At 61.5% G+C, this 15,431-nt stretch carries 17 protein-coding genes and 1 pseudogene; 8 read left to right on the plus strand and 10 right to left on the minus strand.

Annotated features, from left to right (window positions below):
- Window positions 1–103: 103 nt before the first annotated feature.
- The 4 genes from A7K61_RS18295 to A7K61_RS18310 all read right to left on the minus strand — a co-directional run bounded on the left by A7K61_RS18295 (window position 104) and on the right by A7K61_RS18310 (window position 2,326).
- A complete protein-coding gene (locus A7K61_RS18295; RefSeq protein WP_032892871.1) occupies window positions 104–454 on the minus strand; it encodes a DUF2892 domain-containing protein in 351 nt (116 codons plus the stop codon).
- Between the two features lie 67 nt (window positions 455–521).
- Window positions 522–989 carry an RNA methyltransferase gene (locus A7K61_RS18300; RefSeq protein WP_003189607.1) on the minus strand — a complete coding sequence of 156 codons (468 nt, stop codon included), beginning with the start codon at window positions 987–989 and terminating at the stop codon, window positions 522–524.
- A gap of 186 nt (window positions 990–1,175) precedes the next feature.
- Entirely contained in the window at window positions 1,176–1,550 is a 375-nt protein-coding gene (locus A7K61_RS18305; RefSeq protein WP_003189609.1) for a YajD family HNH nuclease, read from the minus strand.
- Between the two features lie 89 nt (window positions 1,551–1,639).
- Window positions 1,640–2,326, minus strand: coding sequence for a spermidine synthase (locus A7K61_RS18310; protein ID WP_003189610.1), 687 nt, complete (start codon window positions 2,324–2,326; stop codon window positions 1,640–1,642).
- 78 nt (window positions 2,327–2,404) lie between these two features.
- Between A7K61_RS18310 and A7K61_RS18315 the strand changes: the two genes are divergently transcribed.
- The gene (locus A7K61_RS18315; protein WP_032892870.1) at window positions 2,405–2,686 is read left to right on the plus strand and encodes a hypothetical protein; all 282 of its coding nucleotides are present in this window, start codon (window positions 2,405–2,407) and stop codon (window positions 2,684–2,686) included.
- Here the strand turns inward: A7K61_RS18315 and A7K61_RS18320 are convergent.
- A complete protein-coding gene (locus A7K61_RS18320) occupies window positions 2,683–4,725 on the minus strand; it encodes a S9 family peptidase (RefSeq protein ID WP_069558094.1) in 2,043 nt (680 codons plus the stop codon). The genes A7K61_RS18315 and A7K61_RS18320 overlap by 4 nt on opposite strands.
- 24 nt (window positions 4,726–4,749) lie before the next feature.
- Here A7K61_RS18320 and A7K61_RS18325 point away from each other — a divergent pair, with 24 nt between their 5' ends.
- From A7K61_RS18325 to A7K61_RS18335, 3 genes are read left to right on the plus strand one after another with little or no spacing between them, the layout of a single operon-like run.
- The gene (locus tag A7K61_RS18325) at window positions 4,750–5,277 is read left to right on the plus strand and encodes an MFS transporter (RefSeq protein WP_069558095.1); all 528 of its coding nucleotides are present in this window, start codon (window positions 4,750–4,752) and stop codon (window positions 5,275–5,277) included.
- 30 nt (window positions 5,278–5,307) lie between these two features.
- A complete protein-coding gene (locus A7K61_RS18330) occupies window positions 5,308–6,084 on the plus strand; it encodes a class II glutamine amidotransferase (protein WP_003189615.1) in 777 nt (258 codons plus the stop codon).
- A gap of 10 nt (window positions 6,085–6,094) precedes the next feature.
- Window positions 6,095–6,637 carry a DUF2937 family protein gene (locus tag A7K61_RS18335; protein WP_003189617.1) on the plus strand — a complete coding sequence of 181 codons (543 nt, stop codon included), beginning with the start codon at window positions 6,095–6,097 and terminating at the stop codon, window positions 6,635–6,637.
- Between the two features lie 645 nt (window positions 6,638–7,282).
- Here the strand turns inward: A7K61_RS18335 and A7K61_RS18340 are convergent.
- A complete protein-coding gene (locus tag A7K61_RS18340; RefSeq protein ID WP_069558096.1) occupies window positions 7,283–8,203 on the minus strand; it encodes a LysR family transcriptional regulator in 921 nt (306 codons plus the stop codon).
- Window positions 8,204–8,378: 175 nt separating this feature from the next.
- On the opposite strand from A7K61_RS18340, the gene A7K61_RS18345 reads away from it, so the two are divergent.
- The 3 genes from A7K61_RS18345 to A7K61_RS18355 are packed head-to-tail and all read left to right on the plus strand — an operon-like array spanning window position 8,379 to window position 10,725.
- The gene (locus A7K61_RS18345) at window positions 8,379–9,119 is read left to right on the plus strand and encodes a 5-oxoprolinase subunit PxpA (RefSeq protein WP_044272890.1); all 741 of its coding nucleotides are present in this window, start codon (window positions 8,379–8,381) and stop codon (window positions 9,117–9,119) included.
- A complete protein-coding gene (gene pxpB / locus A7K61_RS18350; RefSeq protein ID WP_069558097.1) occupies window positions 9,116–9,820 on the plus strand; it encodes a 5-oxoprolinase subunit PxpB in 705 nt (234 codons plus the stop codon). Before A7K61_RS18345 ends, pxpB begins: the two co-directional genes overlap by 4 nt.
- A complete protein-coding gene (locus A7K61_RS18355; protein WP_044272892.1) occupies window positions 9,817–10,725 on the plus strand; it encodes a biotin-dependent carboxyltransferase family protein in 909 nt (302 codons plus the stop codon). The genes pxpB and A7K61_RS18355 overlap by 4 nt, the downstream gene beginning before the upstream one ends.
- Window positions 10,726–10,842: 117 nt before the next feature.
- Here A7K61_RS18355 and A7K61_RS18360 read toward each other — a convergent pair whose 3' ends face one another.
- The 3 genes from A7K61_RS18360 to A7K61_RS18370 all read right to left on the minus strand — a co-directional run bounded on the left by A7K61_RS18360 (window position 10,843) and on the right by A7K61_RS18370 (window position 14,156).
- Window positions 10,843–12,021 carry a VWA domain-containing protein gene (locus tag A7K61_RS18360; protein ID WP_003189625.1) on the minus strand — a complete coding sequence of 393 codons (1,179 nt, stop codon included), beginning with the start codon at window positions 12,019–12,021 and terminating at the stop codon, window positions 10,843–10,845.
- On the minus strand, window positions 12,021–12,866 hold the full coding sequence (locus tag A7K61_RS18365) for a MoxR family ATPase (protein WP_003210690.1): 846 nt from the start codon (window positions 12,864–12,866) through the stop codon (window positions 12,021–12,023). Before A7K61_RS18365 ends, A7K61_RS18360 begins: the two co-directional genes overlap by 1 nt.
- A 213-nt stretch (window positions 12,867–13,079) precedes the next feature.
- Window positions 13,080–14,156: a DUF748 domain-containing protein gene (locus A7K61_RS18370; protein ID WP_069558098.1), complete on the minus strand. Its 1,077-nt coding sequence runs from the start codon at window positions 14,154–14,156 to the stop codon at window positions 13,080–13,082.
- Window positions 14,157–14,283: 127 nt separating this feature from the next.
- Between A7K61_RS18370 and cysK the strand changes: the two genes are divergently transcribed.
- Window positions 14,284–15,258, plus strand: a complete 975-nt coding sequence (gene cysK, locus A7K61_RS18375) for a cysteine synthase A (RefSeq protein ID WP_069558099.1) — start codon at window positions 14,284–14,286, stop codon at window positions 15,256–15,258.
- Here the strand turns inward: cysK and A7K61_RS34240 are convergent.
- A pseudogene (locus A7K61_RS34240) lies at window positions 15,257–15,349 on the minus strand (outer membrane lipoprotein carrier protein LolA); the annotation flags it as partial. The gene cysK and the pseudogene A7K61_RS34240 overlap by 2 nt on opposite strands.
- Between the last annotated feature and the right edge of the window lie 82 nt (window positions 15,350–15,431).

Below are 15,431 nucleotides of genomic sequence, written 5' to 3' on the forward strand. Positions count from 1 at the left end.
TCGCGAAGGCGGTGGTTCAGTAGGCCTATCCGTGACTGACACACCGCCTTCGCGAGCAAGCCCGCTCCCACAATTTAGATCTTCACAGTCTTGAAGGCAGGGATCAGGCTTTAGGTTTCACAGCCTTTTCCGCCGCCACTTCGGCCTTGGTCTTCAGGTTCTTCAACTCTTCCCCAGCGCGCTCGATTTTCGTGCGCACGCTGTTCATTTCCTGACGGCCCTGTTCCAGTTTGTCCTTGAGCGAACTGTGCCCGGTAAAGCCACGGGCCAGTGCCACGCCACCAATCGCCACCTGGATCAAGCCGAAAATCCCGCCGCGGCGCAGGCCTTTACCCACCATCATCGCACCGCCGGCCACCGAGCCGATGCGCTCCCAGCCATGCACGTTCTGGGTAGGTTGAGGCTTCAACGGTGTGGCTTCGATGACAGGTCGCAAGGTTTTGCTGTCGCTCATGATCAGTCTCCAATAAGGGCAAGTGTTACTAGCTGACTGCGCGCACGTGCCGGATGTTCCCGCAATCTCAGTACTTGGGGCCCGAACGGGTGTTGTTGCCCTTGGCCAGGCGGTCATAGAGCACCACGTTGACGGTGGCCGCCAGGTTCATGCAGCCGGTGGTGGGGATGTACACCACGTCCTCGCACCAGTCGCGGATCTCTTTGTCCAGGGAGCCGTCTTCGGGGCCGAAGATATACAGCGCGCGGTCGGGGTGGGTGTATTCAGGCAACGGGCGGGCGCCTTCGACCAGTTCCACGGCGACCGGGATGCAGCCAAGGGGCAGGATCTTTTTCAGGTCGTCGATGCCGATCAGCGGGATGTCGTGGTGCACCTTCTTGGTGTCGGTAATGAAATCCCGGGCGCGCTCGTAACGCACGCCGGTGTAGAACACCGAGGCCACGCCGTAGCAGCCGGCGGCACGCATCACCGAGCCGACATTTTCGGGGGATTTGGGGTTATACAGACCGATGCAGCTGTAGCGTTTATTGCCCACGGGGAAGGGTGCCTTGAGAAAAACGGCGATTATACGGGGAATGTGGGACTGCGGTCGGGAACAAGTTGTGTGTTGTGGCAGCCGCCGCCTTCGCGAGCAAGCCCGCTCCCACATTTGAATGTGTTCACAAATCAAAATGTGGGAGCGGGCTTGCTCGCGAAAGGGCCAGGACAGTCAGCCAGGGCTTCAGTCGTCCTTCTTCATCAACCCCGCCAACGCCGCAAACGGGTTGTGCGTTGCCTTGGCAATGCTCGGGCTGCTGGTGGAGCCTTCGCCGAAGTACTGCTGGTCGGTGTAGCGCGAGTGTTCGTTATCGTGGCAGTACAGGCACAGCAACTCCCAGTTGGAACCGTCCTGGGGGTTGTCATCATGGTTATGGTTACGGTGGTGGACGGTCAGTTCACTCAAGCGCTTGCCGGAAAACTCACGGGCGCAGCGGCCACACACGTGGGGGTACATCTTCAAGGCTTTATCGCGGTAGCCCATTTCGCGGTCGCGCTGGGCATCGGCGAGGATGCGGTCCAGCTTGGCGGTGTGGGAGGGCGGGTTGTTCGAGCTCATCATGGCTCCTGGCTATTATTGGGTGGTTCACGGACAAGGTTGATTCTAGCCGCTCCCACAGGGGATTGGCGCGATTGAATCAACCGCGATCAGCCCTTGAGCTTCTCTGCAATCCAGATGGTATGCCGGGTGCCCTTGTTGCCATGGGCAAATACTTGCACTTCCTCGGCCTTGAAGCCGGCCTTGCGCAGTTTGTCACTGAACAGCTTGTCGGCGCTGGCCGACCACACCGCCAGCACACCCTTGGGCCGCAGGGCCTTGGCACAAGCGGCCAGGCCACTGGCCGAGTACAGCCAACTGTTGGCTTTTTGCGTGAGCCCCTCGGGGCCGTTGTCGACGTCGAGCATGATCGCGTCAAAGCCTTGGGGTTCGGCCTGCAGTACCTTGGCCACGTCTTCCTGGCGGACCACGGTGCGCGGGTCCAGCAGCGGGCGTCCGGACTTTTCCCCCAGCGGCCCACGGTTCCATTCCACGACGCCGGGCACCAGTTCGGCCACCACCACTTCGGCGCTCTTGCCCAAATGCTTGAGCGCCGCGGCCAAGGTAAAGCCCATGCCCAGGCCGCCGATCAGCACCCGTGAACCCGGGCGCCCGGCCACCTTGCGGCAAGGAATCTCCGCCAGGGCATCTTCGGAGCCGTGCATGCGCGTGTTCATCAACTGGCCACCGTCACCGCCCTGGATCTTGATGACAAAGTCTTCGCCGTATTCGAACAGGCACAAGGCGCCGCCGTTGTCGGGGATTGGGGTGGTGTCCAGCAGAACGAAACGTTTCATGGAAATCTCATTGGGAAGGGCATTCTTGCGCGGTTGGGAGTAGCCTTAAGGCATTCCGGTCAGGCCATGGAGCCATCGATGAAGTGCAGCATTCTAACGGTCATTGTGTTGAGCGCGCTCGCATTGGGTAACGCGCAGGCTCAGGAGTTACAAACCGTACCGGTCGCGCCCACGCCAACCCCAGGCGCGCCGGGCACGCCAACGCCCACGTTGTACCCGCAAGTCACGCCGCCCGTAGCGCCCAAGACCCATAATGGCGCGCCACCGCTGGCGCCCATCGTGCTGCCGGCGCCGCCCAAGGACCAGACGGTCCCTGGCCTGCAGCAGAACGACAGCAAGCCAAAGACGCCAGGCGGTTAGACCAGGCCGAGGGCCTTGAACACAAAGGCATATTCGAGGGCGACGTCACGTAGCCCCTGATAGCGCCCGCTCATGCCGCCATGGCCGGCACCCAGCTCGGTCTTGAGCAGCAGCAGGTTGTCGTCCGTCTTGGTATCGCGCAGCTTGGCCACCCACTTGGCGGCTTCCCAGTACTGCACGCGGCTGTCGTTATAGCCGGCGATCACCAGCGTGGCCGGGTAAGCCTGGGCGCGCACGTTCTCGTACGGCGCGTAGGCCTTGATGCGCGCATACACCTCGGGGTCCTCGGGGTTGCCCCATTCGTCGTACTCGGTGATGGTCAGCGGCAGTTCCGGGTCGAGCATGGTATTGAGCACATCGACGAACGGCACTTCGGCAATCGCCGCCTGGAATAACTCCGGGCGCTGGTTGAGCACCGCGCCGATCAACAGGCCGCCGGCACTGCCGCCGCTGATCGCCAGTTGCCGGGAGGTGGTCAGGCCCTGGGCGATCAAATGCTCGGCGCAGGCGATAAAGTCGCTGAAGGTGTTCTGCTTGTGTTCCTGCTTGCCGTTGCGATACCAGGCCTCACCCAGCTCACCGCCGCCGCGCACATGGGCGATGGCAAACGCCACGCCACGGTCGAGCAAGCTCAGGCGCGCATGGGAGAACCACGGGTCCAGGCTTGAGCCGTAGGCACCGTAGCCATAGAGGTACAGCGGCGTCGGCTTGCCGAGCTGGTCACGCTTGACCACCAGGCTGATGGGCACCTGGGTGCCGTCGGCGGACGTGGCCCACAGGCGTTGGCTGACGTAATCGTCGGCGTTGAAGACGCCCAGCACCGGGGTTTCCTTGAGCACGACCTGCGCGCCTGTCGCCAGGTCGAGTTGGCGCACTTGGGCCGGACGTTTCAAGGCCTCATAGCGCAGGCGGATCTTATCGCTGGGAAACTCCAGGCTGTTCTGCACGTAAAGGCTGTAGGCGGCGTCAGGCAATTGCACCCGATAGGCCGGCACGTTCTCAGGGTGCACTTCGATAACCGGCAGGCCACCAATGCGCAGGCTCAAGGTCATGGCGTTGGCGTTCAGGCTCACGCCGTCGAGCATGACCTCATCGCTGTGGGGGATCAGGTTCTGCCAGTCGGCTTCGGTGGGCGGCGTGCCGGTGTCGGCGGCCACGTACAGCGCATGGTTGATGCCGTCGCGGTTGCTGCGGATAAACCAGGTCCACTGGCCATTGCGCTTGCCGTGGTCAACATCGTATTCGTGGTCTTCGACCCGCGGCGCCAGGCAGGTGAAGGCCAGGTGCGGTTGCTCGGCGTCCAGCGCCCAGACTTCGCTGGTGGTCTTGCTGCCCAGGGCCAGCAACAGTTGGCGCTCGGAGCTTGAGCGGTAGCAATGCAGGAAGAAACGGCCGTCGGGCTCGTGGAACACTTCCTGCGCTGCGGTGCCGTCCAGGCGATAGCGATACAGTTTGTGCGGACGGTGGGTGTCGTCCAGTTCGCCGAAAAACAGGGTCAGGCTGTCATTGGCCCAGGTCATGCTGCCGTCGCAGTTGTCGAACGCCAGTTCGCTGACCTTGTCGGTCGCCAATTCCTTCACGAACAGGGTGTAAATCTCTTCGCCACTGGTGTCGAGGCTGTAGGCCAGGCGTTGGTGGTCGGGGCTGATGCTGAATGCGCCCAGGGAGAAAAAGCCGCCGTTGGCCAGCACGTTCGGGTCCAGCAACAGCTCTTCGCTGTTGGCGTCCACCTGGTTGCTGTCATCGGCCGGGCGGCGGCAGCGGTAATGGCGGGCGTACTCGTCACCGGCGGTGGTGCGGGTGTAATACAGATACGGGCCCCAAGGGGAGGGCAGGGACAGGTCGGTTTCCAGAATGCGGCCCTTGATCTCGTCGAACAGGGTCTCGCGCAACGCCTGCTGATCGGCCAGTTGGGCTTCCTGCCAGGCGTTTTCGGCCTTGAGGTAGTCGAGCACCTCAGGGTTGTCGCGTTCTTGCAGCCAGGCGTACGGGTCTGGGCCTGGGGCCTTGCGGGCAATCGGTGCGGTGGAAATAGGCATGGATAATTCCCTATCTGGCAGACGGTGGCAGGCATTGCAGCCGCGACACGCAAAAGCCGTTATCATAGCCGCCTGTTTGCCAACCTTGCCATGGACACCATGACCGAGAACGACTATCTGACCGCTTGGGGCCTCTACGCCTTCGCCGCTTTGGGCTGCCTGTTGGTGTGGTGGCGCATGACCCGCTGGATCTGGCGCTGGCTGCGCGAGCCCCTGCAATTGCTGATGGCGGTGCTGCTGCTCAGCCCGACCATCGTCGACCCGGTCAAAACCCAGTTTGCGCCGGCCGTGGCCATTACCGCCCTGGACCTGGTGCTCAAGGTCGGCAACAACGCCTGGCGCGCCATTTCCGACCTGTTCATGTACACGATGATCGCGTTTGCCCTGTACATCGTGTTCGTGCTGGTCCGCTGGCCCATCGAACGCGCCGCCAACGCTCGCCGTGAGCGCAAGGCGGCTGCGGATGCCGCTTTGGCCGCCGAGCCGGAAGACGACGAACCGTTCCGTCGCCCGGCGCCTGCCGGTGGTATGCGGGTCGAGCCGCGCCTTTAACGTTGTTTGCCCTGCAGCGAGAGCCCTGGCATGTGTGAATTATTGGGCATGAGTGCCAACGTCCCCACCGATATCGTGTTCAGCTTTACCGGGCTGATGCAGCGCGGTGGGCGTACCGGCCCGCACCGCGACGGTTGGGGCATTGCCTTCTATGAGGGCCGTGGCCTGCGCCTGTTCCAGGACCCGGCCGCCAGCAGCGAGTCAGAAGTCGCGTTGCTGGTGCAGCGTTACCCCATCAAGAGCGAAGTGGTGATCGGCCATATCCGCCAGGCCAACGTGGGCAAGGTCAGCCTGGCCAATACCCATCCGTTCGTACGTGAGCTGTGGGGGCGTAACTGGTGCTTTGCCCATAACGGCCAACTGGCGGACTTCAACCCCCGCGCCACCTTCTACCGCCCGGTGGGCGATACCGACAGCGAAGCGGCGTTCTGCGATTTGCTTAACCGCGTGCGCGAGGCCTTCCCCGAGCCGGTGGACATCGAACAAGTGCTACCCGACCTGATCGCCGCCTGCGCCGAGTACCGCAGCAAAGGCGTGTTCAACTGCCTGCTCAGCGACGGCGACTGGCTGTTCTGCTATTGCTCGACCAAGCTGGCACAGATCACCCGGCGTGCGCCTTTTGGCCCGGCGCGCTTGAAAGATGTCGACGTGATCGTCGATTTTCAGGCCGAAACTACCCCCAATGATGTGGTAACGGTGATCGCCACCGAGCCCTTGACTGACAACGAAAACTGGACCCGCTACGAACCGGGCCAATGGAGCCTGTGGCGACGCGGTGAATGTGTCAGCCAGGGCGTTACCGAGTAAGGAATCAAGCATGTTGCTGAGCTATCTGCGGTTGGTATTGTTTGCCGTTGGCTTGTTGGTCGGCGTGCAGGTGCCGGGGTTTATCAATGACTACGCCAAGCGCGTCGAGGCCCACCTGATCGAGGCCCAGACCGGCTTGCGCGGTTTCGAGTCCACGGCGCAGCAGTTCTTCAACGGTGATATGCAAGCCTTGGTGGCGCATTACCGCGCCAGCGATGACCCGGTATTCCAGAGCGACGCCAGCAGCCTGGGCGCCATGCTCGATCGCCAACTCGAGTTGGACAAGCAATTCCAGGCCATGCAAGGCCCGTGGTACATCCGCGCCCTGCAGGTGGCGGTGGCCGCCGACCCGGATATCCGTCTGGAGACCTGGAATGGCTACAGCTACCAGATTCTGCTGACGCCCGAAGCCATGGGCTGGGGCCTGGGCGGGGCGATGCTTTTGTCATTCGGCATTGAATGCCTGTATCGCTTGATCGATTGGGTGGTATTAGGCGGCCGGCGCCTGCGCCAGAGCCGGCCCATCGAAGAGCGCGACCTCAAGGGCCTCTAAGTCAGGGCCGACTCGGTCCAATGTGGGAGCTGGCTTGCCTGCGAAGGCGTCGGGTCAGTCTACCCATCGGGCGCTGGTATACCGCCATCGCAGCAAACGCTAACCACGATGCGCAGCGAGTCGCTCTTGATCTTGATTTTGATCTTAGGCGCCCCGTTAAACCACGCTGGCCGGAATTCGACAGGGATTTGGGGGGGTAAACCGGCAGGGATGCCGGTTTAGCCGCCCCGCGCCATGGATGGCGCGTGGCGGCGGCCCCCCATATCACTGGCGGATTACGGGCACACCGAGCCCAGGCGAGGTGCCGAGTGGTGGGGCAAGAGCGTTTTGCTTACTTTGCCGCTTTTGCAAAGTGAGCCGCCGTCAGGGCGGAACCCTAAGTGGCCGTTACCTAAATAACGGATATGTACCCTGTCCAACTGTGTTGACTGTTAGGCCGTCTTCGCAGGCAAGCCAGCTCCCACATTTGGATCGCGGTGCCTCAGGGAGATAGGCGCCAGTTGTCCGGTCGTCACGGGAGCAAGCTCCCTCGCCACAGGTCCAGCGTCGCACCAAAGTTGTGTAGATACCTATGCTGCGATAGCGGTGGTCCAGTCACAGATGTTCAGGATGACCCAGCGCTATCGCAAGCCAGCTCCCACAGTGTTAATCGGGTTTATTCAGTTGCATGCGTTCTGCACCGACTTCCTCGGCATAGCGCGCCACCACCTTCTGGCACAACCCCACAATCTCCTCCACCAATTCCACCCCCACGCGCCACGACACTACCACCTGCAAGTTCGGCAGGCGCTGGGCCATGGGCAGCATCACCAATTCCCCTCGCTCCAGCTCTTCGCTGACCAGCACCGGTGGCAGCGCGCCAATGCCGAAGCCATCGCGCAGCAACCGGGTGATCGCCGACACCGAGTTCACGCAGTTCATGCGCGGTGCGGCCACGCCATTGGCCTGCATCAAACCCAACACGTCCTGATGCGGGTGTGAGTTTTTCGAGTACGTGATGATGCGTTCCTGGGCCAGTTCGGCGAGGGACGCGTAGTCGCGGTTGTAGATCGACTGGCTGGCCACGATCCAGGCCATGGGGTGGCTGGCCAGCTCCAGGCTGCGCACGGTTTCCAGACGCAGCAGGTCGGTTTGCAGGATCAGGTCGAGGAAGCCTTTTTGCAGCTGATCGCTGAGGTTCAGCGCGGTATCGGCGATCAACTCGATCTCTACCAGCGGGTACAGCTTCATCAGCTCAGCAACCAGCGGGCTCAGCCAGGTGTGGATCACCGTGTCCATCGCGCCGATCCGAATGCGCCCGACCTTGCTGCTGGTGGTCTCCAGGGACTGTTTCAGGCCCTGCATGGTCACCATCATCTGCTCGGCATAGTCGAGCACTTTCAAGCCTTCCGGGGTCAGGCTCACGCCACGCGAGTCACGCAGGAACAGCTTCACCCCCAACTCGCTTTCCAGCACGGCGATGCGGCTGGAGATCGAGGCTTGAGTGGTGAACAGCTTCTCGGCCGTGAGCCGGAAGCTCTTGAGCTTGGCCACCCAGACGAAGGTTTCGAGGAACTTCAAATTCATGGGATCAACTTTTTCTTATGCATGGATCGGTTTTTATTAGTTGGACGTCGCACCGGGCAAACGCCAAAAATCGAGCTATTCCACGATAAGCGTCGTCGGGGTGTCAGGACAAGTTGCGAGTTCTGCGTAAAAAATCCCACACTACAAGAAAACAAAGCCTACAGGAGCGACCCCCGTGAGCCGCCTGCTACTGAACTGCGACATCGGCGAAAGCTTTGGCAACTGGACCATGGGTCTGGACGCCGAGGTCATGCCGTTCATTGATTGCGCCAACGTGGCGTGCGGTTTCCATGCCGGCGACCCGAGCATCATGCGCAAGACCGTCAGCCTGGCGTTCAAGCATGGCGTGCAAGTGGGCGCCCACCCGGCCTACCAGGACCTGCAAGGCTTCGGCCGGCGCTCCATGAACTACACGCCGCAGGAAATCCAGGACCTGTTGCACTACCAGATCGGCGCGCTGGACGGCATCTGCCGGGCCCAGGGCGGGCGCGTCAGCTATGTGAAACCCCATGGTGCGATGTACAACGACATGATGGCCAACCCCGCGCAGTTGCGTGCGGTGATCCAGGCCGTGGCGGCCTACGGCGACCTGCCGCTGATGCTGCTGGCCACCCGTGACAACCGCGCAGCCCAAGCCTTGGGCGACGAATACGGCGTGACCCTGTGGTTCGAAGCCTTTGCCGACCGTGCCTATGACAGTAACGGCCACTTGGTGTCCCGGCAGTTGCCGGGCGCGGTGCATCACGATGCCGACACCATCGTGCAGCAGGCCCTGACCTTTTCCCGTGGCGAAGCGCTGATTGCCAGCGACGGCAGCCCATTGGTACTCCAGGCCAATACCCTGTGTGTGCATGGCGACAATGCCAGTTCGGTCGCCGCCGTGCAGCGTATCCGCGAAGCGTTGAAAACAGCATGAACCCACGCATTGAAGTGGTGGCGATCGACTGCCTGATGGTGCGCCTGTTTGACGTGATCGCCGAAGCCAACATGCCGTGGATGCTCGCGGCTACCGAGCGCCTGCGCAATGGCTTTGGCCCGGCCTTGGTGGACCTGGTGCCGTCCTACACCACCTTGATGGTGCATTACGATCTCACGGCGCTCACCCCGGCCCAGGCCCGGGCGCTGATCGACCAGGCCCTCACCGATCTGCAACCCCAGCCTCAGGGCAGTGGCCAGTGCCATGTGCTGCCGGTGTGGTACGACCTGAGTGTCGGCCCGGAACTGACTTTGCTGTCCCAGCGTAGCGGGCTGACTGTCGAGGAGGTGATCCGCCGCCACAGCGCCCATGAGTACCAGGTGTTCGCCCTCGGCTTTGCCCCTGGGTTTGCCTTTATGGGGCTGGTGGATGAAATACTTGCCACACCGCGCCTCAACACGCCGCGCAAACGCGTGGCCGCCGGCAGTGTCGGCATCGCTGAACGACAAACTGCCGCGTACCCGGTGGTGTCCCCAGGCGGCTGGAACCTGATCGGCCGCACCCCGGCCAAACTGTTCGACCGTGAGCGCGACGGCTACAGCCTGATGCAGCCCGGTGACACGGTGCGCTTCGCCCCGGTCAGCCACGCCGAATTCGTCAATCTGGGTGGCGATGACACGCCGCTGGAGGCGCAGGCATGAGCCGCTTGATCATCGAGGCCAGTACCCCGCTGTGCCTGTTGCAGGACGCCGGGCGGTTTGGCGTGCGTCATCTGGGCGTGACCCAGGGCGGCGCGCTGGATTGGGTGTCGATGTCTTGGGCCAACTGGCTGCTGGACAATGCCCTGGATGCGCCCGTCGTGGAAATCACCCTGGGCGGCTTTACCCTGCAGGCCGAGGACTATTGCCTGCTGGCCTTGGCCGGTGCGGATCTGGGCGCCTATGTCGATGAGCGTGCGATAAGCCCCGGTCGCAGTTTTATCCTGCAAAAGGGCCAACGCCTGCGTTTCACCCAGCCGTTCAACGGGGCACGCGCTTATCTGGCCGCGCCCGGTGGCTTTGATGCGCAGGTTGTACTGGGCAGTTGTGCCACGGTCGTGCGCGAAGCGTTGGGCGGGGTGGACGGTTTCGGCAAGGCGTTGGCCGAAGGTGGGCGGTTGGCTTATTCCGGTACGGGCGGCGCAATGAAGGTGCTGGCTAACCCGGATGTGCAATCCGCTGCATCACTGGACGTGATCATCGGCGCGCAGATAGGCCAGTTCAGCGGGCAGAGCCTGTTCGATGCCTTCAACAGCGAATGGGCCCTGGACAGCCGCGCCGACCGCATGGGCATGCGCTTGCTGGGCACGCCGCTTCAGTACCAGGGGCCGTCGTTGATTTCCGAAGGGATACCGTTGGGCGCGATCCAGGTGCCACCGGATGGGCAGCCGATTGTGTTGCTCAATGACCGGCAGACCATCGGTGGTTATCCGCGGTTGGGCGCGTTGACGCCTTTATCCTTGGCGCGGCTGGCGCAGTGTTTGCCGGGGCAGAAGGTGCGGCTGGCACCGGTGGTGCAGGAGGCGGCGCATCGGCAGCACATCAAGTTTTTGCAGCGCTTCAAATAACACCACAAACCAAATGTGGGAGCGGGCTTGCTCGCGAATGCGGTGTATCAGTCAGCAACTTCGGCGACTGGCTCACCGCATTCGCGAGCAAGCCCGCTCCCACATGTGGATCTGCGTTTATTTTGAGAGAAAACGCATACCTTCTTCCAACCCACGCAGCGTCAGCGGATACATCTGATCCTCCACCAACTCCCGCACAATCCCCGTCGATGCCGTATAGCCCCAGGTATCTTTCGGGTAGGGGTTAATCCAGATCAGCTTCTTGTACTTGGCCATGAAGCGCTGCATCCACACATACCCCGGCTCCTCGTTCCAATGCTCGACACTGCCGCCGGCCTGGGTGATTTCATAAGGTGCCATGGCCGCATCACCGATAAAGATCACTTTGTAATCGGCGCCGTATTTGTGCAGCAGGTCCTGGGTGGAGGTGCGTTCGGAAGTGCGGCGCTGGTTGTTCTTCCACACCGACTCGTACACGAAGTTATGGAAGTAGAAGTACTCCAGGTGCTTGAACTCGGTCTTGCACGCGGAGAACAGCTCTTCGCAGATCTTCACGTGGGCATCCATCGAGCCGCCGATGTCGAACAGCAGCAACAGCTTGATGGTGTTACGCCGCTCGGGGCGCATCTGGATGTTCAGCAAGCCGGCATCGCGGGCGGTGTGGTCGATGGTGCCATCGATGTCCAGCTCTTCGGCTGCGCCCTGGCGGGCAAATTTGCGCAGGCGGCGCAGGGCGATCTTGATGTTGCGCGTGCCCAGTTCCACCTGGTCGTCGAGGTTCTTGTACTCGCGCTGGTCCCAGACTTTCACCGCCTTGCCCTGGCGCTTGCCGGCGTCACCCACGCGAATGCCTTCGGGGTTGTAGCCGCCGGAACCAAACGGGCTGGTGCCGCCGGTGCCGATCCACTTGTTGCCACCGGCATGGCGTTCTTTCTGTTCTTCCAGGCGTTTCTTGAATTCTTCGATGAGCTTGTCGAGGCCACCGAGGGACTGGATCTGCGCGCGTTCTTCATCGCTCAACGAGCGTTCGAATTCCTTGCGCAGCCACTCCTCGGGGATCAGCGCCTGCAGGTGGTCGTCGAGCTTTTCCAGGCCGTTGAAATAGGCGCCGAAGGCCCGGTCGAACTTGTCGAAATGCCGTTCATCCTTGACCAGGATCGCCCGGGCCAAGTAGTAGAATTCGTCCATGTCGGCGAAGGTCACGCGCTGTTTGAGCGCGTTGATCAAGTCGAGCAGCTCGCGCACCGACACCGGTACCTTGGCGGCACGCATTTCGTTGAACAGGTTGAGCAGCATCAGCGATTACCGCGACGGCTCATGAACGCCAGACGCTCCAGCAACTGCACGTCTTGCTCGTTCTTAACCAAAGCGCCGGCCAGGGGCGGGATGGCCTTGGTCGGGTCGCGCTCGCGCAGCACCGCTTCGCCAATATTGTCGGCCATCAGCAGCTTGAGCCAGTCGACCAGCTCGGAGGTGGAAGGTTTTTTCTTCAGGCCCGGCACCTTGCGCACATCGAAGAACACGTCCAGCGCTTCGCTGACCAGGTCTTTCTTGATGTCCGGGTAGTGCACATCCACGATCTTTTGCAAGGTGGTGCGGTCGGGGAAGGCGATGTAGTGGAAGAAGCAGCGGCGCAGGAACGCGTCCGGCAGCTCTTTTTCGTTGTTGGAGGTAATGATGATGATCGGGCGCTTCTTGGCCTTGATGGTCTCGTCGATTTCGTAGACGTAGAACTCCATCTTGTCGAGCTCTTGCAGCAGGTCGTTGGGGAACTCGATGTCGGCCTTGTCGATTTCATCGATCAGCAGGATCACCCGCTCTTCGGACTCGAAGGCTTCCCACAGCTTGCCCTTCTTCAGGTAATTGCGCACGTCGTGCACCTTGTCCACGCCCAGTTGCGAGTCACGCAGGCGGCTGACCGCGTCGTACTCGTACAGGCCTTGATGGGCCTTGGTGGTGGACTTGATGTGCCAGGTGATCAACTTGGCACCGAAGGATTCGGCCAGTTGCTCGGCAAGCATGGTCTTGCCGGTGCCCGGTTCGCCCTTGACCAGCAGCGGCCGCTCCAGGGTGATGGCGGCGTTGACGGCCAGTTTCAGGTCATCGGTAGCCACATAGGCCTGGGTGCCTTCGAACTTCATCGGTCATTCCTCGAATTCATCAATGGCCTGACTATACCGCGCAGCCCCGGCGACTGTGAACGCAGACGGGGCATTCAGTCTCTGAATGGCGGGTCACATCGGCCCTGGCCCATGCAGGACGTGTGGGAGCTGGCTTGCCTGCGATAGCGGTGTATCAGCGACAGATTAGTTAACTGACCCACCGCCATCGCAGGCAAGCCAGTTCCCACAGGGTTAATCAGCGCTGGGCTTGGGCTGTTCGTACCGAGCATTGAACGCCTGGATAAACCCATTGCGCAGAATCGCGATCACCGCCGAAAACGCACTGACATTTTGCTGATGCACGCTACCGCTCAGCTCCACACGGGTGGCGAACTGGTTTTTGCGCTGGTTTTTCAGCACGGTTTCGCTGGCGCCCACCACGGCTTCCCAGATCGAGCGGAAGATATTCTTGTCCCGGTTTTCAACGTCTTGTTGCCAGTCAAACACCTCCACATCGCGCAGCAGCGGCTTGATATAGCCGGTGAGCCGGCCATTTTCAGCCTGGGCTTCGATCACCACGTCACCCGTGCCGGCCTTGAAGTCGAACTTGCCATAGGCTGAGGCGAAGTCATTCATGCGCTTGAGTTGCAGGTCGCGGGCGCGGAAGCGGAATTCGAACTCTTCAAAATCGCTCAGCGGATCAAAAGTGGCGTTGGCCTCCAGAGGCGCCTGGCCTTGCAGCAGTGCCTTGCCTTCGAAGCGCGCGTCGCGCTTGCCTTTGACATCCACCACATTGGTCAGGTTATAGAAGCTGGCGTTGACCCCGGTGGCGTTGATATTCACCTGGGGCTTGGAGCTGAAGTTATGGAAGGCGATCTCACCGTCTTCGATGCGCACTTCGTTGAGGGTGATCGGTAACAGTTTGCGCAGTTGCTCCTGCCAGTCGGTGCCTTTACCGGTCTGGGACGCCTGCTTGTTGGCACCGCCATCGACAAAGTTGATCTGAGGGCGCACAAAATGCCCCTCGGCCACGACGGCATGGTCGTACCACAGCGAATGCCAGCTCACCGCGAACTCGATCAGCGGCGCCTTGACGAACGGCACCGGGACCTTGCCGTCCACCTTGACGATTTGCAGGCCATTGATCCGGTAGGCGCCGCGCCATAGCGCCAGGTCCACATCGGCAATCTCGCCACGGTAATCGCCCATGTTGGCGAGTTTGTCGTTCAGGTAGTTGCGCACCAGGTAGGGCAGCGCAAGGTGGATGGCAATCAACACCAGCACCAGAGCGGCGATGGTCCCTAACGGCCAACTGTAGCGACGTTTCATAGGGCAGTTCTCCTTGCTTGTAGGAGATTGACTGTTCTGATTGGCGCAACGTTCCTCCGTCTGGACGCTTGGGAGCACGAGGCATACCCTTGGGGCCTTTCCCAACGCCTCGATAATAGGAACCGCCATGAGCCGCATCTTTGCAGACAACGCGCACTCCATCGGTAACACGCCCCTGATTCAGATCAACCGCATCGCGCCGCGGGGCGTGACGATCCTGGCCAAGATCGAAGGACGTAACCCGGGCTATTCGGTGAAGTGCCGCATTGGCGCCAGCATGGTCTGGGATGCGGAAAGTAGCGGTAAGCTCAAGCCGGGCATGACCATTGTCGAGCCGACTTCAGGCAACACCGGTATCGGCCTGGCCTTTGTCGCCGCTGCCCGTGGCTACAAACTGCTGCTGACCATGCCGTCGTCCATGAGCCTTGAGCGCCGTAAAGTGCTCAAGGCTCTGGGCGCCGAACTGGTGCTGACCGAGCCGGCCAAGGGCATGAAGGGTGCTATCGACAAGGCCGCCGAGATCGTCGCCAGCGACCCGGCCACCTACTTTATGCCGGCCCAGTTCGACAACCCGGCAAACCCTGCCATTCACGAGAAAACCACCGGCCCGGAAATCTGGAGCGACACCGATGGCGCCGTGGATGTGCTGGTGGCAGGCGTGGGGACCGGCGGCACGATCACCGGGGTATCACGCTATATCAAAAACACGGCGGGCAAGCCGATTCTGTCGGTGGCCGTGGAGCCCATGGTTTCCCCGGTGATCACCCAGGCATTGGCGGGTGAAGAGATCAAGCCCAGCCCGCACAAGATCCAGGGCATCGGTGCCGGTTTCGTGCCGAGAAACCTCGATCTGTCGATGGTCGACCGTGTGGAGCTGGCGACTGACGAAGAGTCCAAGGCCATGGCCCGGCGCTTGATGCTGGAAGAGGGCATTCTGTGCGGGATCTCGTGTGGTGCCGCCATGGCCGTGGCCGTGCGCCTGGCCGAGAAGCCGGAAATGCAGGGCAAGACGATCGTGGTGATCTTGCCGGACTCCGGTGAGCGCTACCTGTCGAGTATGTTGTTCAGTGATTTGTTTACCGAGCAGGAAAACCAGGCCTGAATACTGTAGGAGCGAGCTTGCTCGCGAAAAACCTGAGAGCACCACATTGAACCAGTAAGCCCGCGTTATCGTTGACGTTCTTCGCGAGCAAGCTCGCTCCTACAAGGGGTGCGGGGGGTTGATACAGGTCAGTCTGTTTTCCTGGGCCTTCTGCATAATGGCTCAAGTGTTTA

The sequence above is a fragment of the Pseudomonas sp. AP42 genome (assembly GCF_001728935.1).
In the GTDB taxonomy this organism is placed as follows: Bacteria; Pseudomonadota; Gammaproteobacteria; order Pseudomonadales; family Pseudomonadaceae; genus Aquipseudomonas; species Aquipseudomonas lactis.

Bases quoted from the DNA above. Each gene is read 5' to 3' on its own strand.
- A7K61_RS18360 (WP_003189625.1), bottom strand. From the start codon at position 12,021: ATGCTGCTCAACCTGTTCAACGAAATGCGTGCCGCCAAGGTACCGGTG.
- A7K61_RS18370 (WP_069558098.1), bottom strand. From the start codon at position 14,156: ATGAAACGTCGCTACAGTTGGCCGTTAGGGACCATCGCCGCTCTGGTG.
- pxpB (WP_069558097.1), top strand. From the start codon at position 9,116: ATGAACCCACGCATTGAAGTGGTGGCGATCGACTGCCTGATGGTGCGC.
- A7K61_RS18335 (WP_003189617.1), top strand. From the start codon at position 6,095: ATGTTGCTGAGCTATCTGCGGTTGGTATTGTTTGCCGTTGGCTTGTTG.
- A7K61_RS18310 (WP_003189610.1), bottom strand. From the start codon at position 2,326: ATGAAACGTTTCGTTCTGCTGGACACCACCCCAATCCCCGACAACGGC.
- A7K61_RS18305 (WP_003189609.1), bottom strand. From the start codon at position 1,550: ATGAGCTCGAACAACCCGCCCTCCCACACCGCCAAGCTGGACCGCATC.
- A7K61_RS18315 (WP_032892870.1), top strand. From the start codon at position 2,405: ATGAAGTGCAGCATTCTAACGGTCATTGTGTTGAGCGCGCTCGCATTG.
- A7K61_RS18340 (WP_069558096.1), bottom strand. From the start codon at position 8,203: ATGAATTTGAAGTTCCTCGAAACCTTCGTCTGGGTGGCCAAGCTCAAG.
- cysK (WP_069558099.1), top strand. From the start codon at position 14,284: ATGAGCCGCATCTTTGCAGACAACGCGCACTCCATCGGTAACACGCCC.
- A7K61_RS18330 (WP_003189615.1), top strand. From the start codon at position 5,308: ATGTGTGAATTATTGGGCATGAGTGCCAACGTCCCCACCGATATCGTG.
- A7K61_RS18355 (WP_044272892.1), top strand. From the start codon at position 9,817: ATGAGCCGCTTGATCATCGAGGCCAGTACCCCGCTGTGCCTGTTGCAG.
- A7K61_RS18295 (WP_032892871.1), bottom strand. From the start codon at position 454: ATGAGCGACAGCAAAACCTTGCGACCTGTCATCGAAGCCACACCGTTG.
- A7K61_RS18320 (WP_069558094.1), bottom strand. From the start codon at position 4,725: ATGCCTATTTCCACCGCACCGATTGCCCGCAAGGCCCCAGGCCCAGAC.
- A7K61_RS18365 (WP_003210690.1), bottom strand. From the start codon at position 12,866: ATGAAGTTCGAAGGCACCCAGGCCTATGTGGCTACCGATGACCTGAAA.